Below are 14,001 nucleotides of genomic sequence, written 5' to 3' on the forward strand. Positions count from 1 at the left end.
CCAGCGATCAACCAGGGCGATCAGCCAGAGCTTTTATCGAGCGCGCGGTCGGCACTCCCCTCCCGCTGGCTGTCCTCCCAACCCTCTGCAAAATAGCTGTCGGCCCTGGATGGGGCCAGCATACCCTTGCCGCGGATATGGTCCGCGCCTTTCTCACCAATCATGATTGTCGGCGCATTCAGGTTGCCGTTGGTTACTGTTGGCATGATAGAGGAGTCCACCACCCTCAGGTTTTCCACACCGTGCACCCGGCATTCGGGATCTACCACGGCCATCTCGTCCGTGCCCATGCGGCAGCTCCCCGCCGGGTGATAAGCGGTTTCCGCGGTCTCGGCCAGCCAGTTATCGATCTCCTCATCGGATTGCACATCCGGGCCGGGTGAAACCTCGTCACCACGATAGGGGTCCATCGCTGGCTGGGCGAAGATCTCGCGGGTAAACCGCAGGCCGGCCCGGAATGCCTGCTTGTCCTCTTCGCGGGCAAAGTAGTTGAAGACCATCTCCGGTGCCTGCCTGGGGTCTGCGGATTTGAGCTTGACCCAGCCGCGGCTGAGTGGCTTGTTACAGCCCAGGTGTGCCTGGAAACCATGCCCCTTGACTGCACTGGAGCCATCATAGGCGATGGCGCCGGCGAGAAAGTGGTACTGGATATCGGGATACTTGAGGCCGGCACGACTGCGGATATAGCCGTTGGACTCGAATTGATTGGAAGTACCCAGCCCGCGCTTGAACAGCAGCCAGTTGATACCAATCCAAGCCTTGGAAAGCGGACCCAGCGAGCCGTTGAGTGTGATGTTCTGCTTGCAGCGTTGCTGCACCCAGACCTCCAGGTGGTCGTGCAGGTTCTGGCCCACGCCCGGCAGGTCGTGCACCACGTCAATACCATGTTCCTTGAGATGTTCTGCCGGACCGATACCCGAAAGCATCAGTAATTTGGGCGAGTTGAAGGCACTGGCAGAGAGGATCACCTCGCGGTTGGCACGGGCGCGGAATGTCTTGCCGCCCTGCTGGTACTCCACGCCGATTGCCTTCTTGCCATCCATGATCACCCGGGTGGTGAGGGCGTGCATTTTCAGTTCAAGGTTACTGCGGCTTAATGCCGGCTTCAGGTAGCCCAGGGCTGTTGAGCAGCGCACGCCGTCGCGCACGCTCATGTCCATGCGCCCGAATCCTTCCTGGCGGTAACCGTTATAGTCCTCGGTATAGCCGTATCCCGCCTGTTTGCCGGCCTCGATAAAGGCGCGATACAGGGGGTTCTTCATGTTATTACCGTTACAGGCGGTTATCGGGCCCTTGTCGCCACGGTACTCGTCAGCGCCATAGACGCAGTCTTCCGAGCGGCGGAAATAGGGCAGCACATCGGCATAGCCCCAGCCCTCGGCGCCGTGCTCTACCCACTCGTCGAAGTCGCCCTTGCATCCACGGACAAAGGCCATGCCATTGATTGAGGAGGAGCCACCGATCACCTTGCCCCGGGCCTGGTGGATACGCCGCCCGTGAAGGCCGGGCTCAGGCTCGGTGTAAAACTCCCAGTCATACTTGGGCATATTGAGGGGTATCGAGAAGGCAGACGGCATGCGGATAAAGATGGAGTTATCCTTGCCGCCATACTCCAGCAGTAACACACTGGTATTGCTGTCCTCGGTGAGCCGGGTTGCGACCACGGCGCCCGCCGAGCCGGCGCCGACGACGATGTAGTCAAAGGTCTGGTCGAACTTCTTTTCTGTCATCACTTTCCCCTAGGCCGGACCTGGCTCACCCTCTTCACCGGGTGTACGGTTTGCCAGTTCCCGCTTCATGTGGAGGTATTGCATATGGGCGGTGAACTGGTCGACGATATCGCCAATCATTTGCTCTTTTGAATAGCCCATCAGGTCGTATGTCAGGCCGCCGACCCGCAGGTGTGGTTCAAGGCGGTAGTAACTGGAGCGTGGTTTTTCCGCCCGCATGGTAAACGCCGGCATCGAGCACTGGCGTGGCCAGATCTGGTAGGTGAAGTCGACTTCATCACCCATGTCCACATCCAGTGACAGGTGCAACTCATCGCCACTCCCGCCCGAAATACGCACCGGGTGCCCGCGCTCCTCAAGCTCTTCCTTGACGGCCTCGAACGCGGGCTTCGCGGTCCGTTCAATAAACTGCTCTACCTGCTTGAGGGTGGGGAAGCTGATGGCCCGGGAGAGCCGCTGTGTCCAGTTGGTCGCCCCCTCACCCGCGACGGTACGGCCCGAAAGGTGTCCTGCCAGCACGTCCTGCATACTCTCGGATTTCAGGCTCTCGAGGCGCAGCGCCTTGTTGAGGCCCATCATCATCATGATCAACACAAATGCGAATGGAAGGCCCATGATCACTACTGCGCTCTGCAGGGCTGCCAGCCCGTCGGTCATCAGTAGCGCTACAGTAACGATACCAATGATTGCGGCCCAGAGGATCCGCATCCATGGGGGGGCGTCGTGGTTCGGGTCGGAGAGCCGGCAGGTCAGGTTGGAGAGTACCAGTGACCCGGAGTCACCTGAAGTGACAAAGAAAACGATTGAGAGAATAGTGACTGCGATGGTGGTCAGCATGGTCCACGGCATCTGTTCCAGGAACAGGTAGATGGCAGACCCGGGCTTCTCAATTGCCTGGGCGCCAAACTCGGTGGCCCCGCCCAGCACCATGTCAATCGCGGAGTTACCCATGATTGCCATCCACGCGGCCATGAACATGAAGGGCAGGATCAGGGTGCCGGCGACAAACGAGCGGATGGTGCGGCCCCGGGAAATTCGTGCCAGGAACAGGCCGACAAACGGGCCCCAGGCAATCCACCAGGCCCAGAAGAAGATGGTCCAGGCATTCAACCAGTCCTGCGGCGGGTCGAAGGCAAAAGTATTGAATGAAAGCTCGATAAAGTTCTGGATGTAGTCGCCCATATTGGTAACAAAGGCGTCCAGCAGGAAGCGCGTCTGGCCACTGAACAGCACGAACAGCATCAGGATGATGGCCAGCAACATATTGAATTCCGACAGGCGGCGAATGCCGCGTTCCACCCCGGTGGCTGCAGAGATTGCCGCAAACACAACAATCAGGATGGCCAGGACCGACTGGGTGAACGTGCCCTCCGGTACGCCGAACATGTACTTGAGACCGAAGTTAAGCTGGATGATACCAATGCCCAGGCTGGTGGCGACGCCGAACACGGTACCCAGTACGGCGGCGATATCCACGGCATGCCCGATTGGTCCGTATATCCGGTTGCCAAACAGGGGGTAAAGCGAGGAGCGGATTGTCAGGGGCAGTCCATGGCGGTAACTGAAAAACGCCAGTGACATCCCCACCAGCGTGTACACGCCCCAGCCGGATAGGCCCCAGTGCAGGAAAGTGATGGCCATGGCATTGCGAGCGGCTTCCTCGGTCCCGCCTTCACCGACAGGAGGCGTCATAAACTGCGTTACCGGCTCCACAATACAGTAGAAAATCAGGTCAATGCCGATACCGGCGGCGAAGAGCATTGCGGCCCAGGTGACAACATTGAATTCCGGCTCTGCATGATCCGGCCCCAGCTTGATATCACCATACTTGGATACGGCGATAAAAATAACGAAGACCAGGTAGGCCACGACGGCCAGGAAGTAGAACCAGCCGAAACTGCCGGAGATCCATGCCAGCACACCGTAAATGACGTTGCTGGCCTGTTCCGTGAAGATCATCGCCCAGAGTGAGAACAGGAAGATACCGATGACCGAGCTCAGAAACACGAGCCACTTGATCTTTGCTTCTTCAGCTGTCGCCTTTGAGGACGCCTCGGAGGACTTGGGATCGTGCATATACGCTACTCGCGATATTGGGTGACATGAGGATAGACCATGCCCGCTTGGCGAGAGGGCATGGGAATAGGGTACAAACTTACTTTATAGACGATGGCGGGAGTATTTCATTACAGGATGTGGGCTCTGGGGTGCCTGATGGTTTCCTGCCCGCGGAAGTGGCGTGAATATGCTCCGGGAGTGGGCGGCTTCGCTGGCTGTGCAGTGGCCTCGAAAAATTCGCTCGGGACTGTGTCCTGCCGTCGTGAACTTCGGTGCCCCAGTTTGCGAGACAAGTTGGTCGGGTCGAACGAGGGGCCTCATCCAGATCTACCCCGCCACCATATAAAAAACACGGCATGAAGCCGGGTTTCTTTATATGGCGGTGGGGCAGGGATGCGCTTCGCTTCTCTCGCGGCTCTCTGGGCGTCGCCCTCCGAGTCGAACGGGGTTCTCATCCAGATCTACCCCAGCACCACACAAAAAAGCCCGGCATAAAGCCGGGCTCTTTTGTATGGCGGTGGGGCAGGGATGAGCTCGCTGCGCTCACTGGTCTCCGCGGGCTTGCGCCCGCTCCGGCTCGAACGGGGGCTCTCATCCAGATCTACCCCGCCACCATATAAAAAAACCCGGCATGAAGCCGGGTTTCTTTATATGGCGGTGGGGCAGGGATGAGCTCGCTGCGCTCACTGGTCTCCGCGGGCTTGCGCCCGCTCCGGCTCGAACGGGGGCTCTCATCCAGATCTACCCCGCCACCATATAAAAAAACCCGGCATGAAGCCGGGTTTCTTTATATGGCGGTGGGGCAGGGATTCGAACCCTGGGACCTGTTACAGTCAACGGTTTTCAAGACCGCCGCTTTCGACCACTCAGCCACCCCACCAGATTGTCCGGCGCATTATACCGACGTGGTTGTCGGGTACAAGAGCGTGGATAATTTTTTTAAGTAGTTCAATAAGTTAGCTGTATTTTTGAGCAATTTCGGCGCCTGGCTCGAGTGACGTTGGAGGCCCGTGGCGGGCACGGGCCTCCTGTCTGCTTAGCTCGCCTGGGCTGAACCGTCGTCGTTCGCCTGGCTTCCTTCCCGGGCAACACGTGGGTCGTTGGCCGGGCGGGCGATGGTGCGGGGCTTGTGCTCAATAGCGGCCGGGGTGGACGTGTCCAGCGGCTGCTTGAGTCCCATATCGCGCTGCTCCGTTACGATCGCCAGTGTACCCAGCGGTTTCGGGTTCACGCGCGGATCGTTGCTGGCTCGAGCGGGCGTAGCACCGGTCGGGGCTGCCTGCTTCGGCTCAGCTGCAACCGGGGCTGCTGTGGGTGCTTCAGCAGCCGGCTCCTCTGGCTGCTCTGCAGCTGCGGGTGCCTCAGCAGCTTCTTGAGCCACTGCTTCCGGTTGCTGGACCTCTGCCGCCGATTCGGCAGCTTCCTCAGGCTCGGGCTGCGCAGGTGCCATTGCGGCTGCTTCAGGCGCTTCGGCTTGCGCGGTATCGGCACGCGGCGCTTTGGCGGCTTCCTCTTCGGCAGTGACCTCGGCAGTGGTGACCTTGCTCTCGGCTTCCGGAGCCTTGGCGGGCGCACCTGCAGTTTCCTCCTCGGCAGTTGCCGGGCTCGGCGCCGGAGCCTCCTGTGGGCGCTGCTCGTCCCTGTCGCCACTGGGCTCAGCGGCTTTCGCGGAGCGCTCCGCCTCCTCGCCGGAATCCTTGCGTGCTTCCCGCTGGCGACGGGGTTTCCGCTCGACCTTTTCTTCCGCGGCCTCGCCCTCGGCTTTACCTTTGCCCTTGTCGCTCTCGGACTTGGCAGTCTCTTCCGCCCGGGCTTCCTTCGACTTCCGGGGCTGGCGCTCTGCCTTCGGCTCACGCTTGCCTTCCGTAGCGGCCTCCGGCTTCTGGCCGGCAGCAGCCTCTACAGTGGCCTGCTGTTGCTTGTCGGCAGATTTCTTGGCTTCGCCCTCGGCTTCGTCAATGGCTTCATTGACTTCACGATCCAGCTCTTCCTGGCTCTGGGCTACGGCAGCTGCTGCCTTGTTTTCACCGCGGCGACCGCGACGACGGGGCTGGGGCCGGCCGCGCACATTGCCGGGGCGGCGTGCGGGACGTTCCTGGCCTTCGGTTTCAGCTGTAGTCTCGGGAGCTTCTACCGCTTCCTCTACCGTTGCCTTCTCGGCGGTCTGCTGCTGGCCTTCCTCGCGACGGCGGCGACCTTCACCACCGCGACGGCGGCGGCGGCGACGCTGCGGACGCTCGGCGCCCTGGGCCTCATCACGCTTGGCTGTTTCGGGCCTTTCCTCGCGCTTCTCCTCACGCTTGTCCTGGCGTTTACCTTCACGTTTTTCAGCCTGCTTCTCGGGCTGCTTTTCCTCGCGGCGGGAGTCGTCGCGACGGCGACCACCACGGCTGGAGCGGCCACCACGGTTACCGCGCTGGCTGCCACCGCGGCCGCGCTTCTGGTAGTTCTTGCCGCCGCCCTTGGTCTTCTTGTGCTTCTTGGTCTTGTCCTCTTCCTCACCACCGGAGAAGAGGGCGGAGATCGCGCTGATCAGGCGTGCGACCAGGCCCGGCTCTGCCTTCTTGGCGGGAGCTGCCGGCTTCTCGGTGGGCGTGGGCGCAGGTGCGGTGTGGGCAATCTGCTGAACCGCCGGTTGGGCCGGGGCGCGAGCCGGTTCCTCTTCCTTGTCCGGTGCCTCTTCCAGGGTGCCGGCAATCTTGTAGGAGGTCTCCAGCGTCGCAGTTTCGTCGTCGCGCAGGCGCTGCACCTCGAAATGCGGGGTTTCCAGGTCGGCGTTGGGTACTACCACCACGCGGGTGTTATTGCGCGATTCGATCTGGGAGATCGCCTTTCGCTTTTCGTTCAGCAGGTAGGTGGCGACATTGACCGGGCAGATCGCGCGAATCTCGGCACTGCGCTCTTTCTTGGCCTCTTCCTCCACCAGGCGCAGGATGGACAGCGCCAGGGACTTGGTGCCACGAATGGTGCCCTGGCCGCTACAGCGCGGGCAGACACGGAAAGTGGTTTCACCCAGGGACGGGCGCAGGCGCTGGCGAGACATCTCCAGCAGGCCGAAGCGGGAGATGCGGCCGATCTGGACACGTGCCCGGTCCATGCTCAGTGCCTTCTCCATACGCTTCTCGACTTCGCGCTGGTTGGACTTGTTCTGCATGTCGATGAAGTCGATCACCACCAGGCCGCCCATATCCCGCAAACGCAGCTGGCGGGCGATTTCGTCCGCGGCTTCCAGGTTGATAGAGCGTGCGGTCTCCTCAATGTCGCCGCCCTTGGTGGCGCGGGAGGAGTTGATGTCGATGGAAATCAGGGCCTCGGTCACGTCGATAACGATGGAACCGCCGGAGGGCAGCTTCACTTCGCGCTCGAAGGCGGTCTCGATCTGGCTCTCGATCTGGTAACGGTTGAAGAGCGGGATTGCGTCTTCGTAGTACTTCACCTTGTTGCTGTAGTGGGGCATTACCTGGCGCGCGAATTCGGCGGCCAGCTGGTAAGCACCCTTGTCATCAACGATGACTTCACCGATATCGTCACGCATGTAATCGCGGATCGCGCGGATAATGACGTTGCTTTCCTGGAACAGGAAGTGGGGCGCCTTGGTTTCATCTGCTTCAGTCTTGATTGCTTCCCACAGCTGCAGCAGGTAGTTGAGATCCCACTGGAGTTCCTCACCGCTGCGGCCAACGCCGGCAGTACGGACGATAATGCCCATACCGGAGGGGACTTCCACGCTGGAGAGGGCGTCGCGCAGCTCGGAGCGCTCGTCACCCTCGATGCGGCGGGAGATGCCGCCGGCGCGGGGATTGTTCGGCATCAGGACCAGGTAGCGGCCCGCCAGGCTGATGAAAGTCGTGAGGGCGGCACCCTTGTTGCCGCGCTCCTCTTTGTCCACCTGGACAATGACTTCCATGCCTTCCTTGACCACATCCTTGATCTTGATGCGGCCTTCGATGTCTTTGGGCTGCTTTACGAAGTATTCGCGGGAGATTTCTTTCAAGGGCAGGAAGCCATGGCGCTCCTCGCCATAGTCGACGAAGGCAGCTTCCAGGGAGGGCTCGACGCGGGTGATCTTGCCCTTGTAGATATTGGCTTTTTTCTGCTGGCGGGTGCGGTTTTCGATATCCAGGTCGTACAGCCACTGGCCGTCGACCAGGGCTACGCGCAACTCTTCAGGTTGAGTTGCGTTGATCAGCATTCTCTTCATGCGTGTCTTGTATCCTTGCGTTGCGCAAAGGGGACACACTGGGGTCGCAGGCTTGTTGTCAGGTGCGATGCAGAACCGTCCGCATAGCGTCGCAGGGTACAGGGGTGCGCCTCTGCCGCAGGGGCAGGGTGGCGATGACCCGCTGGTCTCACTGCCGTACCTCGGGCCACACGCAATTGGCTGTGCAGCCTTCGGACCTCCGGTGCTGTAATGCGCACCGCCCGCCGGGCCGCGGGGATTTCCGCTACCGGCAGGACCGCCCTGTAGCTGGTGTGTCACACGCTAACCGGGCGGCGGGGATAACTTTTGTCGTCTGGCTCTGTTGTTTCCGGCTTGTGGCCGGGCCCCTTCATTTCTGTATTTGTGTCGCCCGGGCATGCCTGGTCTTCATATGCTGCCCGGTGGGCCAGTTCGATCGCTGGCCAGCTGAAACAGAGCGGGACGTAAAGTGTCCTGAGTCTTTCTTCAAGCGCTGCGGGCCTCAGCCCGTCTTACCTTCGCGATAAATGCCCGCCGTTCAGGCGGGGGTCAAAAGCCGACGAGGTGCCCGATACATTCTGGTAGTGGGGCTTGCCTCATCGACAGAGTTTTGTTGATGTCGCGGTTGTCCGCGCACCGGCCGATTGGCGGTATTTTCTCTTGAGCGATGCCTGAGCCCACAACTACGGGAGCCGCGCATCGCCGAAAACCAGCCCAATTCAGGCTGCCCGAATATAGCATGGCCCGGATGTTGCTTCAATTGCGGTCGCTCTGCGGCTATCATGCGCCCCATGCGAAGTAATGACCCCTCCGGCAAGGCCAACCCGGCCACCGATTCCACCAGTGCAGGCTCTCCTGGCGTCCGGTTCCTGACAGTTCCGCCCGACCTTGCGGGCCAGCGTATCGACAACTTCCTGCAGGCGCGCCTGAAGGGGGTGCCGCGCTCCCGCATCTACCGGATCCTGCGCAAGGGCGAGGTGCGCGTAAACAAGGGGCGGGTAAAGGCGGAATACCGGCTGCAGGCGGGTGACCAGGTGCGCGTGCCGCCGATCCGGACCGCCGAGCAGGCCCCGCCCGCCGTGGCCGGGGAGTCCCTGCGGAGCCTCGTGGAGCAATCCATACTTTATGATGAAAAGGGCCTGATGGTGATCAACAAGCCGTCCGGCCTTGCGGTACACGGTGGCAGCGGTGTGCGCCTGGGCCTGATTGAGGTCCTGCGGCAGATGTTTCCGCAGAGCCCCTTTATCGAGCTGGTTCACCGGCTGGACCGGGATACCAGTGGCGCCATTATGGTGGCGCGCAAGCGCTCGGTCCTGCAGCACGTGCAGGCGGAGCTCCGTGCCGGCCGGGTGGGCAAGTCGTACCTGGCGCTGGCCTGTGGTAAATGGCCGCGTGGGCGCAAGCTGGCGGAAGCGCCATTGCGCAAGAATACCCTCAAGAGCGGCGAGCGCATGGTGTCGGTGGCTGCGGATGGCAAGCCGTCCCAGACGCGCTTCCAGGTGCTGGAGCGATTTGCCGGGGCGACCCTGGTGTCTGCGGAGCCGGTCACGGGGCGCACTCACCAGATTCGTGTACACGCGCAATTTGTCGGTTGCCCGCTGGCGGGGGACTCCAAGTACACGCCGGATGAGGATAATCGCCGATTCCGGGAGCTGGGCCTGAAGCGCCTGTTCCTGCACTCGGCGAGCGTGTCCTGCTCCCTGCCTGGTGGGGAGTCGGTAAAAGTTGAAGCTCCGCTTTCCGGGGAGTTGGAGGCGGTGTTGGCGACACTGCGCCGGGGCTGACCCGGCAGTTGGCTAAAAGATGTAGAGCAGGTGACGGGAATGCTGGTAATTCTGGACTGGGACGGGACTGTCTGTAACTCCGCAGAGCGGATCGTGCTGTGTATGCAGCGGGCGGCCGAGCGTGCCGGCCTGCCGGTTCTCGCCCCGGAGGCGATTGGCAACATTATTGGCCTGGGCCTGCCGGAGGCGCTGGCGGCGTTGTTCCCCGAGGCTGACAGCGGGCAGCGCCAGCAGATGCGCGAGTTTTACTCGGAAGAGTGGCTTGCTGCCCGTGGCGAGCCGCTCCCCCTGTTCGATGGCGTGCTGCCGACCCTGGACAGGCTGCTGGGCAGTGGTCACCACCTGGCGGTGGCGACCGGGAAAAGTCGTCGGGGCCTGGATCGCGAACTCGGTGAGCGCGGCCTTCACGATCTGTTTCGCTCCAGTCGCTGTGCCGATGAAACGGCCTCCAAGCCGGACCCGCGGATGCTACAGGAAATCCTGCAAGAGACCGGTTGCCGGGCGGAAGAGGCGGTGATGGTGGGAGATACCGTCTATGACCTCGAGATGGCGGCGGCCCTGCAGATGCCGTCCATCGGGGTCAGCTATGGGGTGCATGAGCCCGAGCGCCTCCAGGCCTGGAAGCCCCGCGCCATTATCGATCATTTCTCAGAATTATTGCGCTGGCCGCCCCTCGTACCCTGAATTCCGGCGCCATGGTTACTCCCCTGTGGGGGCTTCAGGGCCGGAGAGTGGGTCGATGCCAAACTCCCCCAGCAATTTAATTAGTCGAATTAATGGAAGGCCAATCAGGCTGTTGTAGTCTGACCCTTCCATTTTTTCGAATAGTGCTATCCCCAGACCTTCCGCCTTAAACGAACCGGAGCAATCCAGCGGTTGTTCGCGCTCTACGTAGCTGCGGATTTGCTCCTGCGACAGGTTGCGGAAGGTTACGGTGAAGGCTTCCACTTCGGTCAGCTGGCGGCCGCTGCCTGGTTCCAGCAGGCTGACGCCGGTGTGGAAGGTCACGCGGCGGCCGCTACAGGCGGTGAGCTGGGCGATGGCGTTATCGCCGGTGCCGGGCTTGCCCAGCAGGGTGCCGGCGCACTCGGCCACCTGGTCCGAGCCGATGATCAGTCCGCGGGGGTAGCGGCCGGCAAGGGCGCTGGCTTTCTCTGCTGCCAGCCGGGCGGCGAGCGCGGCTGCAGTCTCTTCCGGCAGTGCTGCTTCATTTATATGGGGCGAGGCGCTTTCGAAAGGCAGTTGGAGTTGTTGGAGCAGGGCGCGCCGGTAAGGTGAGCTGGAGGCTAGAATCAGGGAGTGGGGCATGGCTTTGGTTGGTCCTTGCATGGCTGCCGGAGTCGGTTTGCAGTCCGGATATTGGGCGGACTGAATTGTTTTGACAAGGGTGGGGCGAGTCCATAGAATTGCGCGCTTATGTCGATACCCCCCTCTAAATCAGAGCTGCCGCGCCGCCTGGACGCACGCAAGCTGGCGCAGCGAGAGCAGAAGCTTTCGGGCACGGTTCCCCTGGCCCAGTTGGAGCGACTGAAGGCAGCGGTGGAGTCTGTGGAAGAGGATGTGCAGGCAGACCTGGAGTTCGCCAGGGACCTGCACGGTCACTTTACCGTAACCGGGCATCTGCACGGCGCGGTCACGCTGCTTTGCCAGCGCTGCCTGCAGCCCATGCCGGTGCCGGTGGAGGGAGAGTTCCATTGGGGGATTGTCTGGTCCGAGGAGCGGGGCAAGGCGCTGCCCAAGGACCTCGACCCGGTCATACAGGACAGTGACGAACTGGAACTGTATGAAGTGTTGGAAGATGAGATTTTGCTCAACCTGCCGATGGTGGCTTACCACGATGAGGAGTGTGTCGCCAGCGAGCACTTCCACGCTGGTGAAGAGTCAGCGGGGGAGGATGAGCAGCGTGAAAACCCCTTTAAAGTGCTGGAACAGTTGAAGGGTTCGTCGGGTAAGTCGTAACAGGCTCCCGCCGAGTTTGGGCTCGCCGGTAGGCGCCCCGGTTCCAGTGTAACTTGTTGATTTTAGGAGCAAGCCATGGCTGTTCAACAAAACAAAAAGACCCGTTCCCGTCGCGGTATGCGTCGTTCACACGACGCCCTGGACTCTGGTGCGGCTCTTTCCGTCGACCCGACGACCGGTGAGAAGCACCGTCGTCACCACGTGACCAAAGACGGCTTTTACCGTGGTCGCAAGGTGATTGATGTCGGCGGCTCTGAAGAAGAGTAAGTCTTGTCCAGCCAATTACGATTGGCCGTGGATGCGATGGGCGGGGACTTAGGTCCCCGCTCTGTCGTTCCGGCCTGCGTCAGGTTTCTCCAGCGTTTCCCCGAGGCGGAGCTGAAGCTCTTCGGCCCCCGCGAACTCCTTACCCGGCTCCTTGAGGAGCAGCACAAGCCTTCCCTGATCCGTCGCCTGCAGGTGGTGGACTGCGAGCAGGTCATTACCCAGCAATGCAATCCCATCCAGGCGGTGCGCCGCAAGCGTGATTCTTCCATGGGGCGCGCGTTACAGGCGCTCGCGGATGGCGAGGTGCAGGCCGTGGTCAGCTCTGGCAACACCGGTGCACTGCTGGCGCTCTCCCGCAGTATCCTGGGGACCATTGACGGCGTCCGCCGGCCGGCGCTGGGCAAGTCCCTGCCCACCGAGAGGGGGTCGTGCTTCCTGCTCGACCTGGGTGCCAATATCGATTGTACTGCCGAGGACCTGCTCCAGTTCGCGCGCATGGGTATTGAGGCCCAGCGTGTGCATGCGGACAAGTGCGACCTGCAGGTGGCGCTGCTCAATATTGGTGCCGAGGCGCACAAGGGTACCGAGGAGATTCGCCGCGCGGCAGAACTTTTCGAGGCCGACCCGGAAATCCATTACGCGGGTTTCGTCGAGGGGCACGATATTTTCACCGGGCGCGTGGATGTGGTGGTCTGTGACGGGCTGCTGGGAAATGTGGCAATGAAGTCCGCCGAGGGCGTCATTAGACTTATGGGTCAAAAAGCGTTTACGATCGAGAAAAAGACGCCGTTTAAGCGTTTTTTTGGCCAGTTAGCCATAAAGCTGTTGCGAAAATGGCGTACACAGGTGGAACCCGCCCGCTATAATGGCGCCAGCTTTTTAGGGGTGAGGGGCAACGTAATCAAGAGCCACGGTGGTGCCAGCAGTGAGGCATTTTTCCGGGCCATGATTACCGCCAAAGAGTGCGCTGATGCGGATCTCGCCGGCCGGGTAGGCCGCGCCATGTCAGAGATGCACCGGCAGGTCCCGCACCAATAATGCAACCAGGTGTAAGGATGTCCCATGACCAATGCAAGGCTCGCATTCGTCTTTCCCGGCCAGGGTTCCCAGCAGATTGGCATGCTGGCCGAGGCCGCGGCTGAATTTCCGGAAATCCGGTCCACTTTCGAAGAGGCTTCAGGGGTGCTCGGTTACGACCTCTGGGATCTCTGCCAGAACGGCGAACAGGCCGCAATCAATCTCACCGAACGTACGCAACCACTGCTGCTGACAGCCAGTGTCGCCCTGTATCGCGCCTGGAGCGCGAAGGGTGGTGCCCGCCCGGCATTGATGGCGGGCCACAGCCTGGGTGAGTGGTCCGCGCTGGTGTGTGCCGGCACCCTGGCGTTTACCGATGCGGTGGCCCTGGTGCGTGAGCGCGGGCGCCTGATGCAGGAAGCCGTGCCGGCGGGCGAGGGCGCCATGGCGGCGGTGATCGGGCTGGATGATGCCGCGGTGGAAGCAGCCTGCAGCGAGGCTGCCCAGGGTGAAGTCGTCGCGGCTGTGAACTATAACTCGCCCGGCCAGGTCGTAATCGCCGGCAGCAAGGCTGCCGTCGAGCGGGCAATCGAGGGCTGCAAGGCCGCGGGTGCCAAGCGCGCCATGCCGTTGCCGGTCAGCGCGCCGTTCCACACCGAGCTGATGCGGCCAGCGGCGGAAAAGCTGGCCCCAAAGATCGAGCAGACTGAGTTTCACGTGCCGGAAATCCCGGTGGTACACAATGTGCATGCGCGCAGGGAAATGGATCCCGCGGCCATCAAGTCCCTGATGGTTGAGCAGATCTACAGCCCTGTCCGCTGGACCGCCTGCGTGCAGGCGATGGCGGCGGATGGCGCCGAGCAGCTGGTGGAGTGCGGCCCGGGCAAGGTTCTTGCCGGGCTGGCGAAGCGAATCGACCGCGGCCTTACCGCAATGAATATTGAAACCCCGGCGCAGCTTTCCGAGGCGGCGCTGGCAACCGCTGAATAAGCGATCCTGGAGCAGT

10 protein-coding genes and 1 tRNA gene are annotated in these 14,001 nt (G+C 61.7%); 6 read left to right on the plus strand and 5 right to left on the minus strand.

What is annotated here, in order from left to right; genetic code table 11:
* Nucleotides 1-20 precede the first annotated feature (20 nt).
* The 4 genes from betA to rne all read right to left on the minus strand — a co-directional run bounded on the left by betA (nt 21) and on the right by rne (nt 7,989).
* Nucleotides 21-1,730, minus strand: a complete 1,710-nt coding sequence (gene betA / locus LVD10_RS00875; protein ID WP_232942330.1) for a choline dehydrogenase — start codon at nt 1,728-1,730, stop codon at nt 21-23.
* Between the two features lie 9 nt (nt 1,731-1,739).
* Nucleotides 1,740-3,806 (minus strand): choline BCCT transporter BetT, encoded by a 2,067-nt coding sequence (gene betT, locus LVD10_RS00880; RefSeq protein WP_232942332.1) that lies wholly within the window; start codon nt 3,804-3,806, stop codon nt 1,740-1,742.
* Between the two features lie 774 nt (nt 3,807-4,580).
* Nucleotides 4,581-4,668 (minus strand) — tRNA-Ser (locus tag LVD10_RS00885).
* Between the two features lie 156 nt (nt 4,669-4,824).
* Nucleotides 4,825-7,989 carry a ribonuclease E gene (rne, locus tag LVD10_RS00890; RefSeq protein ID WP_232942334.1) on the minus strand — a complete coding sequence of 1,055 codons (3,165 nt, stop codon included), beginning with the start codon at nt 7,987-7,989 and terminating at the stop codon, nt 4,825-4,827.
* A 770-nt stretch (nt 7,990-8,759) separates the two neighbouring features.
* Here rne and rluC point away from each other — a divergent pair.
* The gene (rluC, locus tag LVD10_RS00895; RefSeq protein ID WP_237061416.1) at nt 8,760-9,752 is read left to right on the plus strand and encodes a 23S rRNA pseudouridine(955/2504/2580) synthase RluC; all 993 of its coding nucleotides are present in this window, start codon (nt 8,760-8,762) and stop codon (nt 9,750-9,752) included.
* Between the two features lie 39 nt (nt 9,753-9,791).
* Nucleotides 9,792-10,436, plus strand: coding sequence for an HAD family hydrolase (locus tag LVD10_RS00900; RefSeq protein ID WP_232942338.1), 645 nt, complete (start codon nt 9,792-9,794; stop codon nt 10,434-10,436).
* A gap of 15 nt (nt 10,437-10,451) precedes the next feature.
* Here the strand turns inward: LVD10_RS00900 and LVD10_RS00905 are convergent, their stop codons facing one another.
* Entirely contained in the window at nt 10,452-11,060 is a 609-nt protein-coding gene (locus LVD10_RS00905; protein WP_232942340.1) for a Maf family protein, read from the minus strand.
* Between the two features lie 108 nt (nt 11,061-11,168).
* On the opposite strand from LVD10_RS00905, the gene LVD10_RS00910 reads away from it, so the two are divergent.
* The 4 genes from LVD10_RS00910 (at nt 11,169) to fabD (ending at nt 13,985) form a co-directional block, all read left to right on the plus strand.
* Entirely contained in the window at nt 11,169-11,711 is a 543-nt protein-coding gene (locus tag LVD10_RS00910) for a YceD family protein (RefSeq protein ID WP_232942342.1), read from the plus strand.
* 75 nt (nt 11,712-11,786) lie between these two features.
* On the plus strand, nt 11,787-11,978 hold the full coding sequence (gene rpmF, locus LVD10_RS00915) for a 50S ribosomal protein L32 (RefSeq protein ID WP_232942344.1): 192 nt from the start codon (nt 11,787-11,789) through the stop codon (nt 11,976-11,978).
* A gap of 3 nt (nt 11,979-11,981) precedes the next feature.
* A complete protein-coding gene (gene plsX / locus LVD10_RS00920) occupies nt 11,982-13,016 on the plus strand; it encodes a phosphate acyltransferase PlsX (RefSeq protein ID WP_232942346.1) in 1,035 nt (344 codons plus the stop codon).
* A gap of 24 nt (nt 13,017-13,040) precedes the next feature.
* A complete protein-coding gene (fabD, locus tag LVD10_RS00925; protein WP_232942348.1) occupies nt 13,041-13,985 on the plus strand; it encodes an ACP S-malonyltransferase in 945 nt (314 codons plus the stop codon).
* The last annotated feature ends 16 nt before the right edge of the window (nt 13,986-14,001 follow it).

The organism is Microbulbifer zhoushanensis (assembly GCF_021729055.1).
Taxonomy (GTDB): Bacteria; Pseudomonadota; Gammaproteobacteria; order Pseudomonadales; family Cellvibrionaceae; genus Microbulbifer; species Microbulbifer zhoushanensis.

Coding starts and splice junctions, on each gene's coding strand:
- betA (WP_232942330.1), bottom strand. CDS start 1,730: ATGACAGAAAAGAAGTTCGACCAGACCTTTGACTACATCGTCGTCGGC.
- betT (WP_232942332.1), bottom strand. CDS start 3,806: ATGCACGATCCCAAGTCCTCCGAGGCGTCCTCAAAGGCGACAGCTGAA.
- rne (WP_232942334.1), bottom strand. CDS start 7,989: ATGAAGAGAATGCTGATCAACGCAACTCAACCTGAAGAGTTGCGCGTA.
- rluC (WP_237061416.1), top strand. CDS start 8,760: ATGCGAAGTAATGACCCCTCCGGCAAGGCCAACCCGGCCACCGATTCC.
- LVD10_RS00900 (WP_232942338.1), top strand. CDS start 9,792: ATGCTGGTAATTCTGGACTGGGACGGGACTGTCTGTAACTCCGCAGAG.
- LVD10_RS00905 (WP_232942340.1), bottom strand. CDS start 11,060: ATGCCCCACTCCCTGATTCTAGCCTCCAGCTCACCTTACCGGCGCGCC.
- LVD10_RS00910 (WP_232942342.1), top strand. CDS start 11,169: ATGTCGATACCCCCCTCTAAATCAGAGCTGCCGCGCCGCCTGGACGCA.
- rpmF (WP_232942344.1), top strand. CDS start 11,787: ATGGCTGTTCAACAAAACAAAAAGACCCGTTCCCGTCGCGGTATGCGT.
- fabD (WP_232942348.1), top strand. CDS start 13,041: ATGACCAATGCAAGGCTCGCATTCGTCTTTCCCGGCCAGGGTTCCCAG.